The organism is Janthinobacterium pasteuri (assembly GCF_051380775.1).
In the GTDB taxonomy this organism is placed as follows: Bacteria; Pseudomonadota; Gammaproteobacteria; order Burkholderiales; family Burkholderiaceae_D; genus Janthinobacterium.
Window position 1 is genome coordinate 23,516 of sequence record NZ_JBNYXS010000027.1, and the last position, 24,411, is coordinate 47,926.

Annotated in this window: 23 protein-coding genes; 9 read left to right on the forward strand and 14 right to left on the reverse strand. The window is 61.7% G+C overall.

Going from position 1 to position 24,411, the window contains the following annotated elements:
* Positions 1-3: 3 nt before the first annotated feature.
* The gene (locus ACQ4WN_RS22190) at positions 4-2,067 is read right to left on the reverse strand and encodes a methyl-accepting chemotaxis protein (protein ID WP_436553479.1); all 2,064 of its coding nucleotides are present in this window, start codon (positions 2,065-2,067) and stop codon (positions 4-6) included.
* A gap of 550 nt (positions 2,068-2,617) precedes the next feature.
* On the opposite strand from ACQ4WN_RS22190, the gene ACQ4WN_RS22195 reads away from it, so the two are divergent.
* Positions 2,618-4,705 carry a 3-hydroxyacyl-CoA dehydrogenase NAD-binding domain-containing protein gene (locus ACQ4WN_RS22195; RefSeq protein ID WP_436553480.1) on the forward strand — a complete coding sequence of 696 codons (2,088 nt, stop codon included), beginning with the start codon at positions 2,618-2,620 and terminating at the stop codon, positions 4,703-4,705.
* A 45-nt stretch (positions 4,706-4,750) separates the two neighbouring features.
* Here the strand turns inward: ACQ4WN_RS22195 and ACQ4WN_RS22200 are convergent, their stop codons facing one another.
* From ACQ4WN_RS22200 to ACQ4WN_RS22210, 3 genes are all read right to left on the reverse strand, one after another.
* A complete protein-coding gene (locus ACQ4WN_RS22200) occupies positions 4,751-5,599 on the reverse strand; it encodes an alpha/beta fold hydrolase (protein ID WP_436553481.1) in 849 nt (282 codons plus the stop codon).
* 108 nt (positions 5,600-5,707) lie between these two features.
* The gene (locus ACQ4WN_RS22205) at positions 5,708-6,112 is read right to left on the reverse strand and encodes a VOC family protein (protein ID WP_436553482.1); all 405 of its coding nucleotides are present in this window, start codon (positions 6,110-6,112) and stop codon (positions 5,708-5,710) included.
* Between the two features lie 94 nt (positions 6,113-6,206).
* A complete protein-coding gene (locus tag ACQ4WN_RS22210) occupies positions 6,207-6,446 on the reverse strand; it encodes a DUF2798 domain-containing protein (RefSeq protein ID WP_436553483.1) in 240 nt (79 codons plus the stop codon).
* 97 nt (positions 6,447-6,543) lie between these two features.
* On the opposite strand from ACQ4WN_RS22210, the gene ACQ4WN_RS22215 reads away from it, so the two are divergent.
* A complete protein-coding gene (locus ACQ4WN_RS22215) occupies positions 6,544-7,467 on the forward strand; it encodes a LysR family transcriptional regulator (protein WP_436553484.1) in 924 nt (307 codons plus the stop codon).
* 131 nt (positions 7,468-7,598) lie between these two features.
* On the forward strand, positions 7,599-7,802 hold the full coding sequence (locus ACQ4WN_RS22220) for a hypothetical protein (protein ID WP_046682764.1): 204 nt from the start codon (positions 7,599-7,601) through the stop codon (positions 7,800-7,802).
* Between the two features lie 100 nt (positions 7,803-7,902).
* On the opposite strand, the gene ACQ4WN_RS22225 is transcribed toward ACQ4WN_RS22220, so the two are convergent.
* Positions 7,903-9,603 carry an MFS transporter gene (locus tag ACQ4WN_RS22225; protein WP_436553485.1) on the reverse strand — a complete coding sequence of 567 codons (1,701 nt, stop codon included), beginning with the start codon at positions 9,601-9,603 and terminating at the stop codon, positions 7,903-7,905.
* Between the two features lie 227 nt (positions 9,604-9,830).
* On the opposite strand from ACQ4WN_RS22225, the gene ACQ4WN_RS22230 reads away from it, so the two are divergent.
* From ACQ4WN_RS22230 to ACQ4WN_RS22245, 4 genes are all read left to right on the forward strand, one after another.
* Complete coding sequence (locus ACQ4WN_RS22230; protein WP_436553486.1) at positions 9,831-11,009, forward strand: acetyl-CoA C-acyltransferase; 1,179 nt, start codon at positions 9,831-9,833, stop codon at positions 11,007-11,009.
* A gap of 86 nt (positions 11,010-11,095) precedes the next feature.
* Positions 11,096-11,398 (forward strand): Dabb family protein, encoded by a 303-nt coding sequence (locus tag ACQ4WN_RS22235; protein WP_436553487.1) that lies wholly within the window; start codon positions 11,096-11,098, stop codon positions 11,396-11,398.
* A 123-nt stretch (positions 11,399-11,521) separates the two neighbouring features.
* Positions 11,522-12,517: an NADP-dependent oxidoreductase gene (locus tag ACQ4WN_RS22240; protein WP_436553488.1), complete on the forward strand. Its 996-nt coding sequence runs from the start codon at positions 11,522-11,524 to the stop codon at positions 12,515-12,517.
* Positions 12,518-12,577: 60 nt separating this feature from the next.
* Positions 12,578-13,003, forward strand: a complete 426-nt coding sequence (locus ACQ4WN_RS22245) for a GNAT family N-acetyltransferase (protein ID WP_436553489.1) — start codon at positions 12,578-12,580, stop codon at positions 13,001-13,003.
* A 69-nt stretch (positions 13,004-13,072) separates the two neighbouring features.
* Here ACQ4WN_RS22245 and ACQ4WN_RS22250 read toward each other — a convergent pair whose 3' ends face one another.
* The 9 genes from ACQ4WN_RS22250 to ygfZ form a co-directional block, all read right to left on the reverse strand.
* Positions 13,073-14,083: an ABC transporter permease subunit gene (locus ACQ4WN_RS22250; protein WP_071323543.1), complete on the reverse strand. Its 1,011-nt coding sequence runs from the start codon at positions 14,081-14,083 to the stop codon at positions 13,073-13,075.
* 93 nt (positions 14,084-14,176) lie between these two features.
* The gene (locus ACQ4WN_RS22255; RefSeq protein WP_436553490.1) at positions 14,177-15,676 is read right to left on the reverse strand and encodes a sugar ABC transporter ATP-binding protein; all 1,500 of its coding nucleotides are present in this window, start codon (positions 15,674-15,676) and stop codon (positions 14,177-14,179) included.
* Positions 15,677-15,753: 77 nt separating this feature from the next.
* Positions 15,754-16,689, reverse strand: a complete 936-nt coding sequence (locus ACQ4WN_RS22260; RefSeq protein WP_436553491.1) for an ABC transporter substrate-binding protein — start codon at positions 16,687-16,689, stop codon at positions 15,754-15,756.
* 65 nt (positions 16,690-16,754) lie between these two features.
* On the reverse strand, positions 16,755-17,705 hold the full coding sequence (tal, locus tag ACQ4WN_RS22265) for a transaldolase (protein ID WP_436553492.1): 951 nt from the start codon (positions 17,703-17,705) through the stop codon (positions 16,755-16,757).
* A gap of 2 nt (positions 17,706-17,707) precedes the next feature.
* A complete protein-coding gene (gene xylB, locus ACQ4WN_RS22270) occupies positions 17,708-19,192 on the reverse strand; it encodes a xylulokinase (protein ID WP_436553516.1) in 1,485 nt (494 codons plus the stop codon).
* 31 nt (positions 19,193-19,223) lie between these two features.
* On the reverse strand, positions 19,224-20,231 hold the full coding sequence (locus tag ACQ4WN_RS22275) for a LacI family DNA-binding transcriptional regulator (RefSeq protein WP_436553493.1): 1,008 nt from the start codon (positions 20,229-20,231) through the stop codon (positions 19,224-19,226).
* Positions 20,232-20,429: 198 nt separating this feature from the next.
* Positions 20,430-21,167, reverse strand: a complete 738-nt coding sequence (locus tag ACQ4WN_RS22280) for an NRDE family protein (RefSeq protein WP_436553494.1) — start codon at positions 21,165-21,167, stop codon at positions 20,430-20,432.
* Positions 21,158-21,448 (reverse strand): DUF4936 family protein, encoded by a 291-nt coding sequence (locus ACQ4WN_RS22285; protein WP_436553495.1) that lies wholly within the window; start codon positions 21,446-21,448, stop codon positions 21,158-21,160. Before ACQ4WN_RS22285 ends, ACQ4WN_RS22280 begins: the two co-directional genes overlap by 10 nt.
* Before the next feature lie 7 nt (positions 21,449-21,455).
* Complete coding sequence (ygfZ, locus tag ACQ4WN_RS22290) at positions 21,456-22,562, reverse strand: CAF17-like 4Fe-4S cluster assembly/insertion protein YgfZ (protein WP_436553496.1); 1,107 nt, start codon at positions 22,560-22,562, stop codon at positions 21,456-21,458.
* A gap of 185 nt (positions 22,563-22,747) precedes the next feature.
* Between ygfZ and mltG the strand changes: the two genes are divergently transcribed.
* Together mltG and tmk are read left to right on the forward strand one after the other, a co-directional pair.
* The gene (gene mltG / locus ACQ4WN_RS22295) at positions 22,748-23,734 is read left to right on the forward strand and encodes an endolytic transglycosylase MltG (RefSeq protein ID WP_436553497.1); all 987 of its coding nucleotides are present in this window, start codon (positions 22,748-22,750) and stop codon (positions 23,732-23,734) included.
* Between the two features lie 26 nt (positions 23,735-23,760).
* The gene (tmk, locus tag ACQ4WN_RS22300; protein ID WP_436553498.1) at positions 23,761-24,402 is read left to right on the forward strand and encodes a dTMP kinase; all 642 of its coding nucleotides are present in this window, start codon (positions 23,761-23,763) and stop codon (positions 24,400-24,402) included.
* Positions 24,403-24,411: the final 9 nt, after the last annotated feature.

Genomic DNA, 24,411 nt, shown 5'->3' on the forward strand with positions numbered 1-24,411 from the left:
GGCCTACACCACGAAGCCGGAGACAGTCTGGTTCAGGCTGCCCGCGCGCTCGTTTAGTCCATCCGTGGAGCGGGCGATGCTGTCGCAGTTGGCGGCCGACTTTTCCGTTTCCTCGGCGATATACTGGATCGCCGTCGAGACTTCGCGCGCCGTCAGCAGCTGTTCGTTGGCCGCCTTCGAGATATCCGAGATGGCCAGGGTGGTCTTCGCCACCCCCGAGACGATCTTGTCGAAGGCATCGCTGGCCTGGCGCGAAATCTCGCTGCCGGTGGACACGCGCTTGACGGATTCGTTGATCAGCTTGGAAATCTCTTTGGTTGCCTGCGAGGAACGTTCGGCCAGCTTGCGCACTTCGTCGGCAACGACGGAAAAGCCCAGGCCGTGCTCGCCGGCGCGCGCCGCCTCGATGGCCGCATTAAACGCCAGCATATTCGTCTGGTTGGCGATCTCGCTGATGACCTTGACGATTTCGCCGATGTCTTCCGACGAGCGGTTGATCAAGTCCATCGCCTCGATCGACTTGGCGACGGCGCGCGCGCCCGCTTCCGCTTCCTGCTGCGTGGCTTTCGCCAGGAAATCGGCATTCGACGTGTTTTCCGCGATGGAATTGATGGAAAACGTCAGGCCATCGATGGAGGCGTTCATTTCTTCCACCGTGGCACCAAGCGCCTGCGTGCCCACGGCCACGCCCGTCGCCCGTTCGGCGATCGTATGCGAGGCGTCGGCAAAACCGTTGGCCGCCGAGACCACATTGCCGATCAAGCCGCGCAAGTCGACGATCATCTTGCTGATGCCGCCGGCCAGCAGGTCGATCGGCTCGTCGCCCTCAGGCACGATATTGCAGGTCAGGTCGCCTTGCGCCGCGCGCGCCACCGAGTCAAGCAAGGCATTGACCTTGCGGCTGTCGTTGGCGGCCCTGGCCTGGATGCTGTTTTCCAGATTGACCTGGTCCGTGATGTCGATGGCGAACTTGACCACTTTATACGGCTTGCCGTTGAGGTCGAGGATGGGGTTGTAGGTGGCCTGTATCCACACCACCTTGCCATGGTTGCCCAGGCGCTTGTAGCGGCCCGCGTCGAATTCACCCCGGTTGAGCTTTTGCCAGAATTTCTTGTACTCGGCGCTGCCGGCATACTCGGGCTCGCAGAATGTGCGGTGGTGCTCGCCCTTGATATCGCTCAAGTCATAGTCCATGACGGCGAGGAAATTGTCGTTTGCGTCCAGCACATAGCCCTGCATGTCGAATTCGATCACGGCCTGCGCCTTGCCGATGGCGCTGACCTTGCCTTCGTATTCGGCATTGCGCATTTTCAGGGCCGTGATGTCGTTGGCGAACTTGACCACCTTGAAGGGCCGGCCTTCCGCGTCAAAAATGGGATTGTATGAGGCATTGAGCCAGATTTCGTGGCCGTCCTTGGTGACGCGCTTGTATTCGCCCGCGTCGAACTCGCCCTTGGCCAGCTTTTGCCAGAATTGCGCATATTCCTCGCTCTTGGCGTAATCGGGCGCGCAAAACATGCGGTGGTGCTTGCCTTCGATTTCTGCCAGCGTGTAGCCGACGGAGGTAAGGAAATTGTCGTTGGCGCGGATGATGGTGCCGTCGAGCCTGAACTCGATCACGGCCTGGGCCTTGCTGATGGCGTCGATCTTGCCTTCGTAATCAGCATTGCGGCGCTTGCTGGCCGTGATGTCGGTGGCAAACTTGATGACTTTATACGGCTTGCCATCCGCGTCGAGGATGGGGTTGTAGGAAGCATTGATCCACACTTCGCGGCCATCCCTGGCGCGGCGCTTGTATTCGCCCTGGTCGAACTCGCCGCGACCCAGCCTGGCCCAAAAGTCGCCGTATTCAGCCGTTTTCACATACTCGGGGTCGCAGAAGATGGCATGGTGCTTGCCTTGCACCTCGGCCAGTGAATACCCGACGACGCGCAGGAAATTGTCATTCGCATGCAGGATGGTGCCGTCGAGCTCGAATTCGATCACGGCCTGGACACGGTTTAATGCAGTATTTATCGCTTGTAAGTCCAGATCCTGAGAGTCGCTGACATGGCTGGCTGCGTCCATAGTATTTCCTTCAATGTGAGAAGAGAAAGGGGTGGCGATAATACTGACGGCTAATGACGATATAAAAACATTGCATAATTACCCGGAAAGGGCGAATGTGATAATCGGTGAGAATCTGCACGATATGACAAAATCGAACACGGCGTTATCGGGCGGAATTGCTACATAATATTAAATCAGTTGCAGAGTATTGATTTGAATCAATAATTTTATTATTCCTCAGAGCCATGAGAAAAACAAGTGGCCTGAATAAATAATGCTGTAAGTGGCGCCAATGGCCTGCGCATGGATAGGAAGGCATATTCAGAAGATTATAAAACGCTGTTTACTTGTTGTTATTTATTTATTTAAATGAATATGTTATCGATAGTTGCTGGCCCTTTTTTCCGAGGAGGTGGCCAGCCAGCGCGGGCGATGTTGTACCATGCCGACGGGCACAGGCGCTGCGCGCGTCGAGATAAAAATAATACGAGCGTTCTTTTATGCGGTATAGTAAAGCTTCATCCCTTGCAACCACCTCATCGCTGAGCAAAATCAATAAGGAAGAGACATGAGTGCTGAATATCAAGTGAACGGCGCTGTTGCCGTCATTACCCTCGCCAATCCGCCCGTCAATGGTCTGGGCCTGGCGACGCGCACTGCCGCCGTCGCGGGCATCCGTCAGGCGTTGGCGGACGAGGCCGTCAAAGCCATCGTCATCACTGGCGCCGGCAAGGCCTTTTCGGGCGGCGCCGATATCAAAGAATTCAATTCGCCCAAGGCGCTCACCGAACCGACCCTGCACACCCTGATCAACGTCGTCGAACAGTCGACCAAGCCGGTGGTGGCGGCCATCCACAGCGTCTGCATGGGCGGCGGCCTGGAGCTGGCGCTGGGCTGCAACTATCGCGTGGCAGCGCCAGGCGCGCAGATGGCCTTGCCTGAAGTCAAGCTCGGCATCTTGCCGGGCGCGGGCGGTACGCAGCGCCTGCCGCGTGTGCTGGGCCTGGAAATGGCCCTCAACATGATTGTCTCGGGCACGCCCGTCGCGTCCGAGAAACTTGCCGGCACGGCCCTGTTCGACGAAGTCATCGCGCCCGGCGCCGACTTGCTGAACGCCGCCGTGGCCTTCGCCACCAAGGTGGCCGATGTGCGTCCGCTGCCGAAAGTGCGCGAGCGCAAGGTCGATTACCCTAACCATGAAGCCTTTTTGCAGTTTTCGCGCAATACAGTGAAAGCCATATCCGGCCCGTTCCCCGCACCGCTGAAATGCGTCGACGCCGTGGCGGCCGCCGTGACGATGAAGTTCGACGATGGCTTGAAGTATGAGCGCGATCTGTTCATGCAACTGGTGCAGTCGCCTGAATCGAAAGCCCTGCGGCACGCCTTCTTTGCCGAGCGCGTCGCCAGCAAGGTGCCCGACGTGCCGTCCGACACGCCCGTGCGCAGCATCGCCAGCGCCGCGATTGTCGGTGCCGGCACCATGGGCGGCGGCATCGCCATGAATTTCGCCAACGCGGGCATTCCCGTGAAGCTATTGGAAACGCAGCAGGAAGCGCTGGACAAGGGCCTGGCCACCATCCGCAAGAATTACGAGAACACGGTGAAGAAGGGCAAACTGACGCAAGAAAAGGCCGAGCAGCGCATCGCCCTGGTCAGCGGCACGCTGGCGTATGCTGACATTGCGCAAGCCGATATCGTCATCGAAGCCGTCTTCGAAGAGTTGGGCGTGAAGGAAAGCGTCTTCAGGCAGCTCGATGCCGTCATGAAACCGGGCGCCATCCTCGCCTCGAACACGTCGACCCTGGACCTGGACAAGATCGCCGCGTTTACCAAACGCCCGCAGGACGTGATCGGCACGCATTTCTTCAGTCCCGCGAACGTCATGAAGCTGCTGGAAATCGTCCGTGGCAAGGCGACGGGCAAGGACGTGCTGGCCACGGCGCTGGCGCTGTCGAAAAAGCTGAAAAAGACGGGCGTCGTCTCGGGCGTGTGCGACGGTTTCATCGGTAACCGCATGATCGAGCAATACAGCCGGCAGGCCGGCTTCCTGCTGGAAGAAGGCTGTCTGCCGGAACAGGTGGACAAGGCGGCGGAGAAATTCGGTTTTGCCATGGGGCCGTTCCGCATGGGCGACCTGGCCGGCAACGACATCGGCTGGGCCATCCGCAAGCGCCGCACTGTGGAAAAGCCGGAAGTCACGTATTCGAAGACGGCTGATTTACTGTGCGAATTGAAACGCTATGGACAGAAGACGGGCGCCGGCTGGTATGACTACAAAGCGGGCGACCGCAAGGCCTATCCGTCGGAACAGGTCAATGCCATGATAGTGCAGCACTCGGCCGACATTGGCGTGGCGCGGCGCAAGATCAGCGACCAGGAAATCGTCGAACGCCTTGTGTATGCGCTGGTCAACGAGGGCGCGCGCATCCTGGAAGAGGGCATCGCCCTGCGCGCCTCGGACATCGACATGGTGTACTTGACGGGCTACGGCTTCCCCCTGTTCCGCGGCGGCCCCATGTTCTATGCCGATACGGTGGGCTTGCAGAACGTGCAGGGCGCGATTGCCGGCTATGCGAAAGGCCGCCACGGCGAAGCGTGGACACCGGCGCCGCTGCTGGTGAAGCTGGCGGGTGAAAACAAGGGATTCAATAGCTGATGCTGGGCTGTTGAATGGCAAAGGGCAGATTTCTCTGCCCTTTTTTTATTTCTTCTTCGCCAGCATCTTGACCGCCTCGTTGACGATGACGGGGTTGTCTTTCTGGATGTAGTAGCCGGTACCCGTAATGCGCTCGATGGCCGGCGCGCCGGACAGGCGCTGCCAATCTTTTTCCTGGGCCCGCACCACGTTTTCAAACGAGCCCATTTCCTCGATGCCGAACTTGTCGCGCACCAGCAGCATGGCGGGCACGTGCAGCGGGCTGGCCATGTCGACATGCTGCAGGCACTGCGTCTGGGCATCGAATTCAGCCGATTCGGTACTGTTGAACATGAGTTTGCGCCGCGTCTTCACAAGCATGGCGTAGGTGGACGCGTCCGTCTGCATCCGGCTCCATTGCTGCGGGTGCGTGGGATCGAGCAGGACCAGGCCAGCCACGTCCTGCGGGTACAGCCTGGCATATACATACTGGTACAGCCCGCCCAAGCCATGGCCGACCAGCACATAGGGCGGCTTCAAACCCGCTTGCGCCAGCAGGGCGCGCTGTTGGGCGGCAATGGTGCAGGGGTCGCGCGGCGTGGAGGTTTTTTTGCTGTCGCCGTAGCCGGGACGGTCGTACACGAGCACGCGGTGCTGTTTGGCCACCTCGGGCACCACCTTGGCCCACACATCCTTGCCGTCGCCCATGGCCGACTGGAAGACCACGGGCAAGCCGCTCTGGCCGCTCAGGGAGTAGGCGATGCTGGCGTCGGGCAGGGCGGCCGTGGCGGGCACGCCTGGCGTGGCCTGAGACGACGGCAACAGGGAACAGCCGGAAAAACAGCCTGCCAGCAGCAAGCCGGCGCTGGAGAGGAGCATGGTGCGCGCGGGGCGGCCGACAAATAGATGATGCATGAATCTCCTTCTTGGTGCAGGGACCGGGGGGCCGGTATGGCGTGCCAGCCATTATAGGCAAATCGTCACGAAGTGAAAATGCCGAACAGAGATGGATTTCCCGTCCTGTCAGCCGGCGTCGGCACGGTGGCAGACCGCTTCGATGCGGTTGCCGTCCGGATCGAACAAAAAGGCCGCGTAATAGCTGGCGTGATGGTGGCGCAGGCCGGGCGCGCCCAGGTCGATGCCGCCATGCGCCAGGCCCGCATGCCAGAACGCTTCCACGGCCGCGCGCGATGTGGCCTTGAAGCAGCAATGGCGGCGCGGGGCGTCGTCGGGCCTGGGGCCCAGGCGCACGGAAAAATAGCTGCGTTCAGGGTGTTCGGCATCGCTGCGCTCGCCATAGCCTATCCACGCTTGGGCATGCTCGCTGCCCACCTTGGGCACGTCCAGCGCGGCGAAGATGGCGTCGTAGAAGCGCTCGGCGCGTTCCAGGTCGGCAACGGTGAGGGAGACGTGATCGAGCATGGGCATTCCACTGTAAAAACAAGGAGGCCATAGCATAGCCCGGATCAGGGCAGCCGTGGGCGTCAGTGACCGAGTGATACTGCCGGTGCTTAACTGCAGGTTAAGGGCGGCGGACGAGCCGGGTCACGATGGCACGGCTCATCAGCTGCACGCGGGGCGCGAACAGCATCACGGCGCAGAAGGCCACGGGCCAGGCGGCAAAGAACGCATGGCGCCAGCGGGGCAGGAAGTCTGCTTGCAGGCCGATATTGAGCCAGGTGACCCAGGCGCTCATCAGCAGGGTCATCACCAGCGACATCAGGAAGGCAAATACGCAGCGCAAGCGCAGGACATCGGACATGGAGCACTTTCAAAATGATGAGGATGTGGCAGCGTAACGACTTGCAGCAATCTATACTAGAGCCATATTTTTAATTTCAAATTCCGAAAATGCAATCATGCTAGATGATCTCGCCCTGTTTGTCGCCATCGTCGAGGCGGGCAGCCTGCATGCGGCGGCCGTCAAGGAAGACTTGCCCGCCGCTACCGTCACGCGCCGGCTGCAAAAGCTGGAAAGCCAGCTGGGCTACCGCTTGCTCAACCGCAGCGCGCGCCGCCTGCAGCCGACGGCGGAAGGCTGGCAATACTATGAGCAATGCCGACCCCTCGTGCACGCGCTGCGGCAAGCGACGCAGCAGCTCGACGCCAGCCTGTCGGCCGTCTCGGGCAGCATCCGCGTGCTGGCGCCCGTCAACTTCGCCAGCGGCTTGCTGACGCCTGCCTGGGTCAGCTTCATGCAGCAGTATCCGGACATCCGCCTGGAACTGGAACTGTCGAACCTGCTGCAAGACCTGGTGGGCAGCGGCGCCGATCTGGCCATCCGCGTGGGCGCGCTCGACGATTCTTCGCTGATGCAGCGGCGCCTGGGCAGCGCCGCGCTGGTGATGGTGGCCGCGCCCGGCTATCTGGCGCGCGCCGGCGTGCCGCGCGACTTGCAGGAACTGGCACGGCATGAATTGATCGTGGCCGAGCCGCTGCGCAGCTGGCGCTTGCGGCGGCCCGGCGACGGCGCCGAAATGGTAATCGAACCGCAGGCGCGCCTGCGTGTCAACGAGATGCGTCTGGCCGTGGAGATGGCTGACGCGGGCATCGGTATCCTGCTGTGTCCGCTGCTGCAATGCCGCGACGAAGTGGCCAGGGGCAGCCTCGTGCGCGTCTTGCCCGACTGGATGCCGCAGCCGCGCCACGTGTATGCCGTGTGGACGCAGCGGCGCTACCTGCCTGCCCGCGTGCGCGTGCTGCTGGAACACCTGGCGGCGTTTGCGGCCGGCAATCCGCTGCTAAACGAAGCGTTGGACGGGCAGGACGCCGCCGTTGCCTGATCCTTAGCACTAAGTAATACCGAGCGCTTGTACTTTTCGTCAGGATCGCGTTAAGATAAAGCTTGCTCGCTTATCAAGTGGGCAATCTGGTGTTTTTACGCGCAATTTCGTCCCTATCCATGAGAGTAGCAATGAAATATCTGATCGTTCCCTTCTTGCTGGCCATGACTGGCTGTGAAGTCTTGTATGACGCGAACCGGGACAAGATCGGTGAGTATTGCAACAGCCTCAATAATTTTGACGACCGTAATGCCTGCCGCAAGCGCAACCAGACCAGCTACCAGGAATACGTGCAGCAGCGCGACCAGCTGAAAAAGAGCAAGAGCGACAAGTAAGCTCGCCGCCGCATACGCCGCATAAAAAACAAACGCCGCTGACCAGTCAGCGGCGTTTTGCATTGCAGGCCCCGGCCTTGCGGCCGGGGCTGGTGCCGGATCAATCGTCGGCGTAGATATTGTTATCCTTGGTTTCCTTGACGAACAGGGTGCCGATCACGACAGTCGCCAGGGCGACGACGATCGGATACCACAGACCATAATAGATATCGCCCTTGAAGGCCACCAGCGCGAAGGCCGTGGTCGGCAGCAAGCCGCCGAACCAGCCATTACCGATATGGTAGGGCAGGGACATCGAGGTGTAACGGATACGGGTCGGGAACATTTCCACCAGCATGGCGGCGATCGGGCCATACACCATGGTCACGTACAGCACCAGGATGAACAGCAGCAAGACGACCATCGGCTTGTTGATCTGGTCAGGGTCCGCTTTGGCCGGGTAGCCCGCTTCCTTGATGCCGGCGCCGATTTCTTTCTTGAACGCGGCTTCCTTGGCTTTGCTGTCCGCATCGAAATTCAAGCCGTCGGCCGTCATGACGGCGTTAAACGACGTCAATTCCTTGGTGCCTATGCGCACTTTTGCCACGCTGCCGGCCGGTGCATCTTCCTTCGTGTAGTTCACCGAACTGTTCGACAGGAAAGCCGTGGCGATGTCGCACGACGATGGGAACTTCTTCTGGCCCGTCAGGTTGAACTGGAAGTGGCAGGAGGCAGGATCTGCCACCACCACCACTGGCGAATTCTTCAGTGCCGCTTCCAGCTGCGGATTGGCGAAGTGGGTCAGGCCGTTGAAGATCGGGAAGTAGGTCGCCGCGGCGATCAGGCAGCCGCCGAGGATGATGTACTTGCGGCCGATGCGGTCGGACAGGCTGCCGAAGAACAGGAAGAATGGCGTAGCCAGCAGCAGGGCGATGGCGATCAGCACGTTGGCCGTTGCCAGATCCACTTTCAGGGTCTGGATCATGAAGAACAGGGCGTAGAACTGGCCTGTGTACCAGACGACGGCCTGGCCGGCGGTCAGGCCGATCAGGGCCAGGATGACGATTTTCAGGTTTTTCCACTTGCCGAACGCTTCCGTCAGTGGCGCTTTCGAGGTCTTGCCCTCGGCCTTCATTTTGGAAAACGCCGGCGATTCATTCATGGCCAGGCGGATCCACACGGAAATACCCAGCAGGATGACGGAGACCAGGAAGGGAATGCGCCAGCCCCACGCCTCGAAATCCTTCTCGCCGGTTGCCAGGCGGGTGCCCAGAATGACCATCAGCGACAGGAAGAAGCCCAGGGTTGCCGTCGTTTGTATCCACGCCGTGAATGCGCCGCGCTTGCCTTCAGGCGCGTGCTCGGCCACATACGTGGCGGCGCCGCCATATTCCCCGCCCAGCGCCAGGCCTTGCAAGATGCGCAGGATGACGAGGATGATCGGTGCGGCGATGCCGATGGAGGCATGGCCCGGCAGCAGGCCGACGATGAAGGTGGAGCCGCCCATGATCAAAATGGTGATCAGGAAGGTGTACTTGCGGCCGATCATGTCGCCCAGGCGGCCGAAGACCAGCGCGCCGAACGGACGCACGATGAAGCCGGCGGCAAAGGCCAGCAGCGCGAAAATGAAGGTGGTGGTGGGGTCGCCGATGAAGAATTGCTTGGCGATGATGGAAGCGAGCGAACCGTACAGATAAAAATCGTACCATTCAAAGACAGTGCCGAGTGAGGACGCAAAAATGACCTTGCGTTCTTCGGGTGTAATCGGCGTTCCCTTGGTGGAAAATTTCCGTACGTCGGCCGAGCCGGATGGTGTTGCCATGGTTTGTCTCCCTATGTTTTATAGTGAACTGCTGCCGAGGTCTTTTTGACCATTCTTGCAACAGCTTGGGCCGAGTTTGTTCTCCGAACCTTACGTCATGCTTGCTTGAAACTTACACGAAGCTTACAAATTAGCGCTCGCCATAACTTTGCGAACGATCGTACTTAAATGTGCTATTCTGATTCCGCAGATACCCACCCATAATATTTCCCACGAGGAGACACAGCATGAATGAAGCCGTCATCGTATCGACCGCCCGCACGGGCCTGGCCAAGTCCTGGAAGGGCGCGTTCAACATGACGCACGGCGCCACCCTGGGCGGCCATGTGCTGGCGGCCGCCGTCGAGCGCGCGCGCATCGAGGCGGAAGAAGTGGAAGACGTGCTGGTCGGCTGCGCCTTTCCCGAAGGCGCCACGGGCGGCAACATCGCGCGCCAGGTTGCCTTGCGCGGCGGCTGCCCCGTCACCACGGCCGGCATGACCGTCAACCGTTTCTGCTCGTCGGGCTTGCAGGCCATCGCCCTGGCGGCGCAGCGCATCATTGCCGGCGAAGGTGATATCTATGCGGCGGGCGGCGTGGAATCGATTTCCTGCGTGCAAAATGAAATGAATACGCATATGGTTCGCGATGTCTGGCTGCAGCAGCACAAGCCGGAAGTGTACTGGCCCATGCTGCAGACGGCCGAAACCGTGGCCAAGCGCTACCAGATTTCGCGCGAGCGCCAGGACGTGTATGGCGCGCAAAGCCAGCAGCGCGCCGCCGCCGCCCAGGCTGCCGGCCTGTTCGACGCGGAAATCGTGCCGATGACCACCATCATGGGCGTGGCCGACAAGGTCAGCGGCATGCTGGTGTCGCGTGAAGTGACGATTTCAAGCGATGAAGGCATCCGTGCCGACACGACGTATGATGGCGTGGCGAAGATCCGTTCCGCCATGCCGGGCGGCGTCATCAGCGCTGGCAATGCCAGCCAGTTTTCCGATGGCGCGTCGATGGCTATCGTGATGAATGCAAAAGTGGCCGAAGCGAAAGGCTTGCAACCGCTGGGCATCTTCCGCGGTTTTGCCGTGGCCGGTTGCGAACCCGATGAAATGGGCATCGGCCCTGTGTTTGCCATCCCGAAACTGCTGAAAAAGGCGGGCTTGACGGTAGCCGACATCGGCCTGTGGGAACTCAACGAAGCATTTGCCGTGCAAGTGCTGTATTGCGCCGATACGCTGGGCATCCCCATGGACCGCCTGAACGTGAATGGCGGGGCAATTGCCGTCGGCCATCCGTACGGCGTGTCGGGCGCGCGCCTGACGGGCCACGCCTTGATCGAAGGCAAGCGCCGCGGCGTCAAATATGTGGTGGTAACCATGTGCATCGGCGGCGGGCAGGGCGCGGCCGGCCTGTTCGAGGTCGTCTAGTCTGGCCGGATGGTGTGCGTGCTGCAGAGTGGGCCGATAGCGGTTACAGTAGCGGCTCCCTTTGCCTACTCTCCATCGCACCCGCCATGATCAAGCACATCGTTTTCTGGAAACTCAAAGACCACGCCGAAGGCGCCGACCGCGCCACGAATGCCTTGAAATTGAAAGCCTTGCTCGATTCCTGTGCCGACCTGGTGCCAGGCATCCTGACATTCGAGGTAGCCGTGGCCCAGCCGGGCCTGGAAGCCACCTACGACATCGTGCTCTACAGCGAGTTCGCCAGCCGCGCAGCGCTCGACGCCTATCAGAACCATCCCGAGCACGTCAAAATCAAACCGTTTTTTGGCGCCGTGCGGGAAGCAAGGCAATGCATGGATTACGAAGTGTAAATCCGGGATCAGTCGCTTCGCGATCGGAATGCGTCCCACTGGGACGCATTCCCCCGCCGGGTCTGACCCCAGCTCTTGCGTTACGGGCTAAATTCTGAATTCACCCCACAAACAGGAACCCATATGACCACCTACCAACGCATCGTCCTCGCCTCGCGCCCTACGGCTGAAGTGCAGCCAGATAACTTCCGCCTGGAAACGGCTGAGATCCCCGCCATCAAGGACGGAGAATTGCTGGTACGTAACCAGTACCTGTCGCTCGATCCCTACATGCGCGGGCGCATGAGTGCGAATAAAAGCTATGCGGCGCCGCAAGCGCTCGATGAAACCATGATAGGCGGCACGGTGGGCGTGGTGCTGGAGTCAAAGCATGCGAAGTTCGCCGTGGGCGACACGGTGGTGGGGACGTTGGGCTGGGCGGAAGTGGCTGTAACGGACGGCACCATGCTGCGCAAGGTCGACACGACGCATATTCCGGCCTCCGCCTATCTGGGCGCCGTCGGCATGCCCGGCATGACGGCGTGGTATGGCTTGAACCAGATCATGGCGCCGAAAGCGGGCGAGACCGTTGTGGTGTCGGCGGCCAGTGGCGCCGTGGGCAGCGTCGTGGGCCAGTTGGCCAAATTGAAAGGCTGCAGGGTCGTGGGCATCGCCGGCGGGGCGGAAAAATGCGCGTATGTCGTCGAGGAACTGGGTTTCGATGCCTGCGTCGACTATAAGGCGGGCAATCTGGAAGCCGACCTGGCGGCGGCCACGCCGGACGGCATCGACGCCATCTATGAAAACGTGGGCGGCGCCATCTTCGATGCTGCCCTGGCGCGCACCAACGCCTTTGGCCGCGTGGCCGTGTGCGGCTGGATTGCCGGCTACAACGGCGAGCCGACGCAGCTCGACAATGCGCGCTTCATCCTTACCAACCGCCTCACCGTGCGCGGCTTCATCGTCTCGGAACAGCCGGAATTCTGGCCGCAGGGCCTGGCGGAACTGGCTACCTTGGTGGCGACGGGCAAGCTGAAATTCCGTGAATCCGTGGCCGACGGCCTGGCCAGCGCACCCGACGCCTTCATCGGCCTGTTGAAAGGCCGTAATTTTGGTAAACAGCTGGTGAAGCTGGGCTGACCTTCCTCCCTCAAGGCGGGCCATGCGACAATTGCGGCCCGTCTCTTATTAGCACCTACCATGACTAAGCACACCATCCGCCTCGGCGACTGGGCCACCCTGGGCCTTGATGCCACCGCCATCCGTTTTGAAGTTTTCGTCGATGAACAGAAAGTGCCGGCCGAGATCGAACTCGACGACATGGACGCTGTCTGCCTGCATGCCGTTGCCTATGACGATGCTGGCAACGCCATCGGCACGGGCCGATTATTGCCGGACGGCCATATCGGCCGCATGGCCGTGCGCCAGCCGGGCCGTGGTACGGGTGTGGGCGGCGCCATTTTGAGCTTGCTGATGGACAAGGCGCGCGAACGGGGGGATGCAGCGGTGGTGCTGAACGCGCAAACCGTGGCCGCGCCATTCTATGCGCGCCATGGTTTCGTGCAGCAGGGAGAGGTATTTGAAGAGGCAGGGATTGCGCATGTGGAGATGCGGCTGCAGTTTTAAGCGTTAACCCAAGAGCAAGGGCCGGGGTCGGACCTTAAAGGTCCGACCCCGGCCCTTAACGGCTTACTCTTAATTCTGCGCGTGCGACTGGCGCCATTTGTCGAGAATCACCGCCAGCACGATCACGACACCTTTCGCCACATACTGCCAGAACGACGACAGTCCCAGGATCGTCAAGCCATTGTTCATCACGCCGATGATCAGCGCGCCGATGACGGTGCCCCAGACGGAACCCACGCCGCCCATCAGGCTGGTGCCACCGAGCACGACGGCCGCGATGGCGTCCAGTTCATAGCCCGTGCCCCAGTTGCCGTTGGCCGCATACAGACGGCTGGCCGACATGGCGCCGCCCAGGCCCGCGAAGAGGCCGCTGATCGTGTAGACAAACATCAGCACGAGGCCGACCTTGATGCCCGTCAAACGGGCCGCCTGGATATTGCCGCCGACGGCGTAGATATGCAGACCCAGCGTCGTCTTGCGCAAAATAAACCACGTCAGCACGACGACGGCCGCCGCCAGCCAGATCAGCCACGGCACGGCCAGGAAGCTGCCGTTGCCCATCCATTCGAAGCTGGGGATTTCCGTGTTCAGCACGCTGGTGCCATCGGCCAGCAAATAGGCGGCGCCGCGCAGGGCCGTCATGGTACCGAGCGTCACAACGAACGGGTTCAGGCCGACGAGGGCCACCAGCACGCCATTCAGCGCGCCCAGCAGCAAGCCGACGATCAAAAACGTCGGAATCGAAAAGCCGGCGAACTGGGCCGATAGAGACATCAGCATGCCCGCCACGGCCGAGACGGCCAGCACGGAGCCGACCGACAAATCAATGCCGCTGGTCAAAATGACGAAGGTCATGCCAGACGCCAGCACGATATTGATCGACACCTGGCGGAAGATATTCATGGTGTTATTGCTGGTCATGAAGGTGGACGTGCCGTCGGCCGAGAAATACACGGTCAGGCCATACATGGCCAGGTACAGCACGACCAGCACGGGCAACATGCCCAGGCGGCGCATCAGGTTCGAGGCATTGAAGGGTTCGCCGGCGCGCGCGGCGCCGCTGGTGGTACTCGTTGTCATGGTCAATCTCCTGAGTAATTATGCTGATACTTATTCTTGGAACGCCTAACAAAACCGCGACGCGCGACGCGCAGTAGGTTTTGTTGTGCGTTCTTATGCCGCTTCCAGCTGCGTGGCATAGGCGAGGATGTTTTCCTGCGTGATGTCGTCGCCCGTCACTTCGCCCGTCAGGCGTCCTTCGCACATCACCATCACGCGGTCGCAAATGCCGACCAGCTCGGCCAGTTCGCTGGAAATGCACAGCACGGCCGTGCCCGCATCCGCCAACTGGTGGATGATCTTGTAAATTTCACTCTTCGCGCCCACGTCCACGCCCCGCGTCGGCTCGTCGAGTATGAGCACTTTCGGTGCGATGGCCAGCCAGCGCGCCAGCAAGACTTTCTGCTGGTTGCCGCCAGAGAGCCCGCCGACGATGCCTTCTGGCCCCGATACCTTGACGTTGAGGTTGGCGATCGCCTCGCGCGTCAGCTGCGTCAGGGCGCCACGGTTGACCACGCCCGCCGTGGAATGCTTTGCAAGGATGTTCATCGACATGTTTTCCATGGCCGACAATTGCATGAACAAGCCCAGGCTCTTGCGGTCTTCCGGCAGGTAGCCGATGCCGTGGCGTATCGCCGCCAGTGGCCGGTGGATATGCACTTCCTGGCCGTCGAGCCAGACTTGCCCCGATTGCTTCTTGTCGGCGCCAAAGATCAAACGCGCCAGTTCCGTGCGGCCCGCGCCGACGAGGCCCGCCAGGCCCGTCACTTCGCCCGCATGCAGGGCAAACGAGGCAGGCTTGACCTTGCCGCCGCCCACGTTTTCCACGCGCAGGCGCTCGGCACCCCGCGTGGTGCGGCGCTGGTGCGCATAAAAGTCGTCGGCCGGGCGGCCCACCATCATTTGCACGACTTTCTTTTGATCCAGCTCATCCTTGCCCAGCTCGCCAACATAGGCGCCGTCGCGCAGCACCGTGATGCGGCGCGCCAGGCGCTCCACCTCGGCCATGCGGTGGCTGATGTAGAGCACGGCCAATCCCTTGTCGCGCTGTTCTTCGATGATGCGGAACAATTGTTCGGTTTCCCTGTCGGACAGGGCGGCAGTGGGCTCGTCCATGATCAGGATGCGACTTTCGTGCACGAGGGCGCGGGCGATTTCCACCTGCTGCTGCTCGGCGATCGACAGGCTGGCCACCATGGTGTCGGCATCGAAACGGGAACCGAGGTCAGCCAGGATGGCATTCGTGCGCGCGCGCATTTCGCCGCCCTTGACGGTCCAGAACGGTCCTTGCGGTTCGCTGCCCATGAAGACATTCTGCGCCACCGTCATGTTCTTGGCCACGCTCAATTCCTGGTAAATCAGGTTGATGCCCAGCGCGCGGGCCTCGCCCGGGTTGCGGATCTTGATCGGCTTGCCGTCGAGGATGATTTCACCCGCATCTGGCGTGTACACGCCGGACAAAATCTTCATCAGGGTGCTCTTGCCGGCGCCATTTTCGCCCATCACGGCATGGATTTCGCCGCTGCGCACCGTCAGGTGCACGCCGCGCAGCGCGCGCGTGGCGCCAAAGCGCTTCTCGATGCCGCGCATTTCAAAAATAATATCGTCGCTCATGACTGTCCTTCCTTGCTGGTGAAACTGGCGCCGCCTGCCCGCAAGCTGGCGGCGCCACGTGGTTCAGGTCAGGCAGATCAGTTTTTTACCCAGCCCGCGTAGGTGGCGACGTTTTCCTTGGTGATGGCCGGGGTCGGCAACAGCACCATGGTTTGTTTCGGCGTGCGGCCATTCATGATGTCGTAGCCCATCTGCACGGCGTCGGTGGCCATGCGGTAAGGGTTTTGCGCCGAGGTGGCGGCAAACAGGCCGGCCTTGTTTTTCAGGGCGTTCTGGCCATCGGGCGCGCCATCGACGGCCGTGATCAGTTTCACATCCGTGCGCTTCGATTGCTTGATCGCCAGTTCGGCGCCGATGCCCGTCGGGTCATTGATGGCGAATACGCCGTCGATCTTCGGATGGGCCGTCAGCAAATTCGACATCACGGTCATGCCGCCATCGCGGCTGCCGCCCGCGTTCTGGTTGTCGGACAGGATCTTGATATCCTTGAACGCGGCCAGGGTTTTCTTGCAGCCGTTGACGCGGTCGATCACGGAAGTGACCGGCGGGCCGTTCAGGATCACCACATTGCCCTTGCCGCCGATTTGCTTGGCCAGGTAGGCGCACGACACGTCGCCCGCCATGGTGTTGTCGGACATCACGGTGGCCGAAGCACCCACGGCGCCCACGTCGACGGCGATCACGACCACACCCGCATTGCGTGCTTTCTTGATGGCCGGGGCGATGCCCTTGGAATCGACGGCATTCAGGATGATGATGTCGGTTTTGTTGGCAATAAAGTTTTCAATCTGGTCCACCTGGGTGTTCAGGTCATATTTACTGGAAACCGTGGTGACTTTCACGCCAGGGCCGCCCAGCTTTTTCGCGCTTTCTTCTGCGCCGCGGCCAATTGCCACGAAGAAGGGGTTGGCCAGGTCGCCCAGGCTCACGCCGATCGATTTCAATGGCTTGTCGGCAGCAAAGGCGCCGCAGGCGGCGGACAGCAGCAGGGTGGCGGTAATGACTTTTTTCATGAGGATCTCCAAGGGTTTTTATTGTGAAAAGCGACTGGTGCTACGGGTGAAACTTATTGACTGCGTTAGTGAGTACGTAATTTCTCGATCATGGCGTCCAGCTTGCCCGCATCGATGGCGAAGCCGCGTATGCCTTCGGCAAGTTTCTCTGTTGCCATCGCATCGTCGTTCAAGGCGTAGCGGAAAGCGGCCTCGTCATACGTGATGGCCGGCTGCGCTGCGCCCAGGTCGCCGCCCAGCGCGCGCTCGAATGGCGCGTCAAGCGCTTCCAGCTTGGCCAGCAAGTCAGGACTGATGGTCAGCAAGTCGCAGCCGGACAGGGCCATGATCTGCCCCACGTTGCGGAAGCTGGCGCCCATCACTTGCGTGGCGATGCCATGTTGTTTGTAGTAATTGAAGATGCGCGTGACCGACTGTACACCTGGATCGTTGGACAGGCTGCGCGCCGCTTCGTCCCATGCCGCGCCCAGGGATTTCTTGTGCCAGTCGTAGATGCGGCCCACAAACGGCGAAATCAGGCGCACTTTCGCATCGGCGCAGGCGACGGCCTGGCAAAACGCGAACAGCAGGGTCAGGTTGCAAAAGATGCCATCGGCTTCCAGTTCGCGCGCCGCCTGGATGCCTTCCCAGGTGGCGGCGATCTTGATCAGCACGCGCTCACGTTTCACGCCCGCTTGCTCGTACAGCGCGATCAGGCGCCGCGCCCTGGCCAAGGTGGCGGCGCGGTCAAAGCTCAAACGGGCATCAACTTCCGTCGACACGCGGCCCGGCACGACTTTCAAAATTTCCAGACCAAAGCGCACCAGCACCTGGTCGACGATATCGTCCAGCGAAGCGGATTGATGGGCGGCAACCGTGCTTTCCAGCAAGGGCGCGTAATCGGGCTGCAGCACGGCCTTCAGGATCAGCGACGGGTTGGTGGTGGCGTCTTGCGGCGCGAAACGGGCCAGTTGCAAGAAGTCGCCCGTGTCGGCGACGACGGTGCTGGTTTGCTTCAATTGTTGCAGCTGATTCATTACTATTCCTTATCACTGAGTTGGTGCAAGGCTTGCACGGCGGGAAACAGGCTACGGTAGCGGCCGTAGCGGATGCTCAAGGCTGCGCTGTGCGCGGCATCGGGCAGGAAAGTGTTTTTGATGGGCAAGCCCTGCGTCAGCAGGCTGGTGTCGCCGATGGCGGCAAAGCCCAGCTTGGCCGCGCCCAGGCTGGCCGACAGTTCGCTGTTGTGCAGGGTGCGCATTTCGCGGCCCAGCACATTGGCCAGCAATTGTGCCCAGTACTGGCTGCGCGCGCCGCCGCCCACCAGCATGCAGTAGGGCACCACCGCGCCCGTCGAGGTGACGGCCGCCATGGCGTCGCGCAAAGCAAAGGCCACGCCTTCGAGCACGGCATAACCGAGCTGCGCCGGGGTGCTGTCGTGGCCCAGCTGCAAGAAGGCGCCGCGCACTTGCGGGTCATTATGCGGCGTGCGCTCGCCCGACAGATACGGCAGGAACAGGGGCGCGGATGGGGCGATGGCGGTATCGAGCGGCAAGCCTGCTTCCACCAGCGCCAGCAAGGCTGCCTCGTCGGGCTGGCCCAGCACGTTCGTGGCCCAGCGCAGGCAGCTGGCGCCGGACAAGATCGCCCCCATCGCATACCAGCGGCCGGGCAGGGCGTGGCAAAAGCTGTGCACGCCGCCGGCCGGGTTACCCAAGGGCGCTTCGGTGACGGAAACGATGGCGGCGCTGGTGCCCAGCGAGATAAAACTGTCGCCGCCGTGGACGGCGCCGATACCGACGGCCGAGACAGGGTTGTCGCCGCCGCCGCCCGCCACCACCACGTCCATGGGCAAGCCCAGCTGGTCGGCGATGGCAGCCAGCACGGTGCCCGTGGCCGCGTCGCCTTCGGCCAGCGCCGGCATCTGTTCCCGCGCCAGGCCGCAGGCGGCCAGCATGGGGACGAACCAGGCGCGTTTGGCCTCGTCCAGCCACAGGGTACCGGCCGCGTCGGACATATCCGTCAGTTTGATCCCCGTCAAGCGCAGGCGCACATAGTCTTTCGGCGACAGCAGGCAGGCGATGGCGGCAAAGGCATCCGGCTCGTGCTTTTGCAGCCACAGCAGTTTGGGCGCCGTCAGCCCCGCCATGGGCAGGCTGCCCGTCACGTCTGCGTAGGCGGGAAAGTCGCGCGCCAGGGTAGCCGCTTCGGCGTCGGCGCGCGCATCGTTCCACAGGATGGCGGGACGGATCACGGCGTCATTGGCGTCGAGCAGCACGGCGCCATGCATCTGGCCCGACAGGCCGATGCACGCGATGCGCGCGTATTCCTGCGGCCAGCCGGCGCGCAGCTGGCCCAGCGCGTTGACGCAGGCGGCCCACCAGTCCTGCGGCGCTTGTTCGGACCAGCCCGGCTGCGGGCGGCTCACGTCCAGGCGCACGGAAGCCTGGCCGCACACGCTGCCAGTACCGTCCATCAGCACGGTTTTCAATTCGGAGGTACCGAGGTCGATACCGAGGGAAATCGCTGGATGCATATTGTTTTACTGTAAAAGGTCAGGGGCAGCCGCAGGAATTGCGCACGCGCAAGGCTGGCGACAAGCGCTGCACATGCTGGGCGCGGTCCGGGTTGGCGATACGGTCGATCAACAGGTCGACGGCCATGGCGCCCAGCTCTTCGAGCGGCTGGGCCATCACGGTCAGGCGCGGGCTGAAATAATCGGCCCAGTCGAAATCATCGAAGCCGGCCAGCGCGACGTCTTGCGGTACCGCAATGTGGGCGTCGCGCAAGGCGTGCATGGTGCCAATGGTCATCAGATTATTGCCAGCCACGATGGCCGTGGGGCGCTGCCCGGCGGGCAAGGCCAGCAATTCGCGCGTGGCCGCGCCGCTGCGCTCCAGCTTGGAGTCGCCCGAACGCAGCAGCTCCGGGTCAAAGACGATGTTGGCGCGCTGCAAGGCCAGGCGGTAGCCTGCGATGCGCTCGTCCGTCGTGGACAGGCCGGGCGCGCCCGCGATGAAGCCGATGCGGCGGTGGCCGTGGGCAACGATCAAGTGCTGCACCAGTTGCGCCGTCGCTTCGATGTTTTCCACGCCCACCTGGTCGAACGGCTGCGGCGACATGCGGTCGACCAGCACTGACGCGATCTTGTTGCTGGTCAAATAGTCGAGGGTACGGTTGTGCGGATCGCCCGAGGGCGCCAGCACGATGCCGTCGACCCGGCGCTGGTGCAAGTTCTGCACCACTTTGAGTTCCTGTTCAGGATCATCATGCGTATCGGAAAACAGCATCATCAAGCCGTGGCGCGTGCAGGCTGCCTCGATGGCGCGCACGGTTTCGCTGAAGTAATGATTGGTGAAGGCGGAAATGGCCACGCCGATGGTGCCCGACGACGAGCCGGCCAGCGCACGGGCCAGCATGTTCGGCACATAGCCGATCTGCTGCATGGCCGCGTTGACGGCGGCGACGGTTTTCGGGCTGACCTTGCGGGTGCCGTTGAGTACGTGCGAAACAGTCGACAGCGATACGTCCGCCGCCCGCGCTACATCTTCCATGGTGGCCATGGTGTCTCCTGATGATTTTTTATTATTATGTGCTGCGATTGGGTGCAGCTGTGTCGCCGCGTTTGAATCTATCGTAAACAAAAGAAAGCGCTTGCGCAAGCGCTTTCTTTTTTTGTCCGGGCAGCGTTTGCAGAAGAAAGGGGGCGGGGAAACGGGAGGGTAACAGGGCGGAGCCGGACGCTGCCGGCCCCGCGGGCATTACTGAATTACCAGCTCATGCAATTCGCCGGGGGAGTCCGGGAACAGTTTCACGACGGTGGAAGTGCGCGTGCCATAGCCCGGCGTTTCGATGCAGACGGCGGACAGCACGCGCTCGAGGTCGAGCGGCACGCCCGTGTCGGGCAAGCGGAAGTCGGGCGCGCGCGTGGTGTCGGCCAGCATGTCGAAATAGGCGTCATCGGGCGCGCCCTGGCACAGCAGGCTGGCGAACTGGGCCTTGGTCTTCAAGACCTTCGGCCACGGCGCGTCCAGCAGGGCGTTCGACAAGCCGTAGATGCCCGGCTCCAGGGGGTGGCCATTGCGCGCATCGCCATCGCCCCGGTTGGAAAACCAGATCAGCGTATGTGCGTCGCCCAGCACCAGGTTGAAGCCGTTGTAGGCTTTGCATCCGGGGCGGATTTGCGCGATGTAGTCCTGTGGCGACATATTGCCGGCCAGATAGTCGGCCACCAGGGCGCCGCGCGAGGGGGCGTCCGGGTTGCGGTCTTGCGGACTGCGGATATTCGTGATGGCGGCAAAGCGCGAGCTGCCGCTGCCGGCCTGGGTGATGCCCATCCAGCTGCCGCCCGCCTGCAGGTCGCGACCCGCATATACTTGCGGGTGTTCGGGCCAGGCACCGGCGGGGGCGCTGGCGCGTTCATAGAATTCGTCGCGGTTGGCGGCGGCAATCAGCGGGATGTGCGGATTGACTTTCCAGGCAAAAACGATCAGGCACATGGAGGCAAATCCATGAATACTTCCGTATGGCGCGCGCCGGCCGTCAGGGCCAGCAAGCCGGCCTCGTCGGCGGCGCTGGCCAGCAATTCCGCAAAGCCTTCGCCGACGACGGGATAGATTTCCATCCACGTCTGCAAGCCATCCTTCACTTCCGGGCGGCGCTTCAGTTGCGGCGCCACGCCAGAGGCAGCAGCCAGTTTCGCCTGCAGCGCACGAACCCTGGCTTCCAGCGACTGGGCGTGCTCTTCCTTCACTTGATAGTAAATGTACAAATCTTTCATGGCATTCTCACAAGTCGAGTGCGTCGAGCACGTAAGGCATGGGCAGGAACTGCACGTGAACGCCCAGCGCCGAACCGTAGCGCACGGCGCCGGCCGCGCTTGAACCTTCTGCTATCGCCCCCAGCTTCATTTCAACGAGGGCGTCGATGCCACCGCTGCCGTTGGGCGCGGCGTTGACGAGCATGCCGCAAGGCTGGTCCGGGTCGCTGACGGCGAACAGTTCGCCACCGGCCACTGCCGCTGCGTCAGCGATGCTGACGAGGGTGGTGCGGCGCTTGAGCTTGCCCAGGTACTGGCTGCGCGCGACGATTTCCTGGCCCGGGTAGCAGCCTTTCTTGAAATTGACGCCGCCCAGCAGCTCGAAGTTGATCATTTGCGGCACGAATTGTTCTTGCGTAGCGGCCGTGATTTGCGGGATGCCCGCATGGATTTCCGACAATTGCCAGGCGTCGTTGCCGCCCTTGGTCAGCTGTTGCGTCAATTGCGGCCACACGTCGCGCGCCGTGGCGGCGGAGGTCAGCCATTCATAGCGGGCGCTACCGAACGCATCGGCCACGCGCAGCAGGGTGCCCAGCGCATGCTCGACCTTGCTGAACGGCGCGGCGGGGAGCGCGGGGAACCAGGCGGACAGGGCCGCGCTGGCTTGCTTGCCGCCGAGGCCCAGGATGACCTGGTTGGCTGCATCAAACGATGCATCGTGCAGCTTGGCCTTGGCGCGCAGCACGAACATTTGCAAGCGCTTCTGGATGGCAGGCTGTATGGTGCGCGGCAATTGCAGATAAATAGTGGTGGCATTGCGCCACATCAGGAAACTGGCCAGCAGCCGGCCTTTCGGCGTGCAGTAGCCGGCCAGGCGCACTTGCTCCTGGTTCAGGTGTTCCACATCGTTGGTCAGCTGGCCGTGCAGGAAACTGGCTGCCTCGTCGCCGTTCAAGCCGATCAAGCCCTGGTCCGTGATGGCCGCGACAAAACCTTCTTGCAGCTGGGGCACTGTCAGGGACTGGCCGAAATCGTCGATAGTGGCGGCGGCGATGGGGGCGGTGCTGTCAGGCGCGCCATCGATGGCAACGGGGCGGGCGCCTTGGGCAGTTAAAAATTGATTCCAGTTATTCATAATTTCCATTAGATCAGCGATTAAGCATTATCATTACGGGTTCATTATAGTGATGTCGCGCAGATTGCGTCGGCAGCAGCAAGATTGCCAGTATTGGCGCCGCTTTGCGCGCACTTGCTTCACAAATGAACGATCATAACAAGCGCGTGCTGCCCGCCAGTGCCCGCATCACAAGAATCGGAACAATGGCTTTCTTTAAAAAACTTGTAGTCAGTTCAGTCATCGCCGCCATCGGCGTCGGTGGTACTTTTGTGTACTGGGCGCAGCAGCCCATCACCACGGAAGGCGAAGCGATCCCGTTTACGATCAGCCCTGGCAGCGGCGCGCATGCGGCCGGCCAGCAGATCGCGGATGCGGGCGTGCCCATCGTGCCCATCCTGTTCAACATGCTGGCGCGCATCGAAGGCAAGACCTCGAAGATCAAGGCCGGTTCCTACGAGTTGAAACCGGGCACGACACCACAGCGTTTGATCACGCAGCTGGCACGCGGTGAATTCGCGCAAGAGTCGCTGACCATCATCGAAGGCTGGACTTTCAAGCAGATGCGCATGGCCATGGCCAGCCACCCGGGCCTCAAGCACGATACCGTGGGTCTGTCCGACAAGGCACTGATGGCGAAAATCAGCCCCGAATATGTGCATCCTGAAGGCTTGTTCTTCCCGGATACGTATCTGTTCGCCAAGGGCGCCAGCGAAATGCAGATTTTCAAGCAGGCGCACACGGCCATGATAGGCCGCCTGTCCGAGGCGTGGGACAAGCGCGATCCGGCCCTGCCCTATAAAAACCCGTACGAGGCGCTGATCATGGCTTCCATCGTGGAAAAGGAAACGGGACAAAAGTCCGAGCGCGCCATGATCGCCGGCGTCTTCGTCAACCGCCTGAAGACCGGCATGCTGCTGCAGACGGACCCGACCGTAATCTATGGCATGGGCGACAACTACCAGGGCAAGATCCGCAAACGCGACCTGGAAGCGGACACCCCGTACAATACCTACACGCGCGGCGGCTTGCCGCCGACGCCGATCGCCCTGGCTGGCGCGCAATCGCTGACGGCGGCACTGGCGCCGGCCCGCACGCAGGCGCTGTATTTCGTCGCGCGCGGCGACGGCACCAGCCAGTTCTCGGCCAACTTGCCCGACCATAACCGCGCCGTGAACCAGTACCAGCGGTAATTTCACTTGATTAAGTAAGAAGTTTCATGACACAACACTATCAACCCCGCTTCATCACCTTTGAAGGCATCGATGGCGCGGGCAAGTCGACGCATATCGGCTTTGTTACCGACTATTTGCAGCAGCGGGGCGTGCGCCTCGTGTCGTCGCGCGAACCGGGCGGCACCAGCCTGGGCGAAAAGCTGCGCGAACTGCTGTTGCATGAAAAAATGCATTTGGAAACGGAAGCCTTGCTGATGTTCGCCAGCCGCCGCGAACACATCGCGCAAGTCATCGCGCCCGCCCTGGAGCGGGGCGAATGGGTCATTTCCGACCGTTTTACCGATGCCAGCTTCGCCTACCAGGGCGGCGGCCGGGGCATGGACTTGCGCAAGATGGAAGCGCTGGAAGCGTGGGTGCACCCGCACCTGCAGCCGGACCTGACGTTCCTGTTCGACGTGCCGCTGGCCGTGGCCCGGGCCCGCCTGGACGCCACGCGCGCGCTCGACAAGTTCGAGCAGGAGCGATCGGACTTTTTCGCCGCCACGCGCAACGAGTATCTGCGCCGCGCGGCCCAGTTTCCTGAACGCTTCCGCATCATCGATTCCACGCAAAGCATTGCTGACATTCAAGTACAGCTCGCGCAGCTACTTGATGTTCTGCTTGAACAAAGTACTGTAACGCGCTGATTTAAAAGA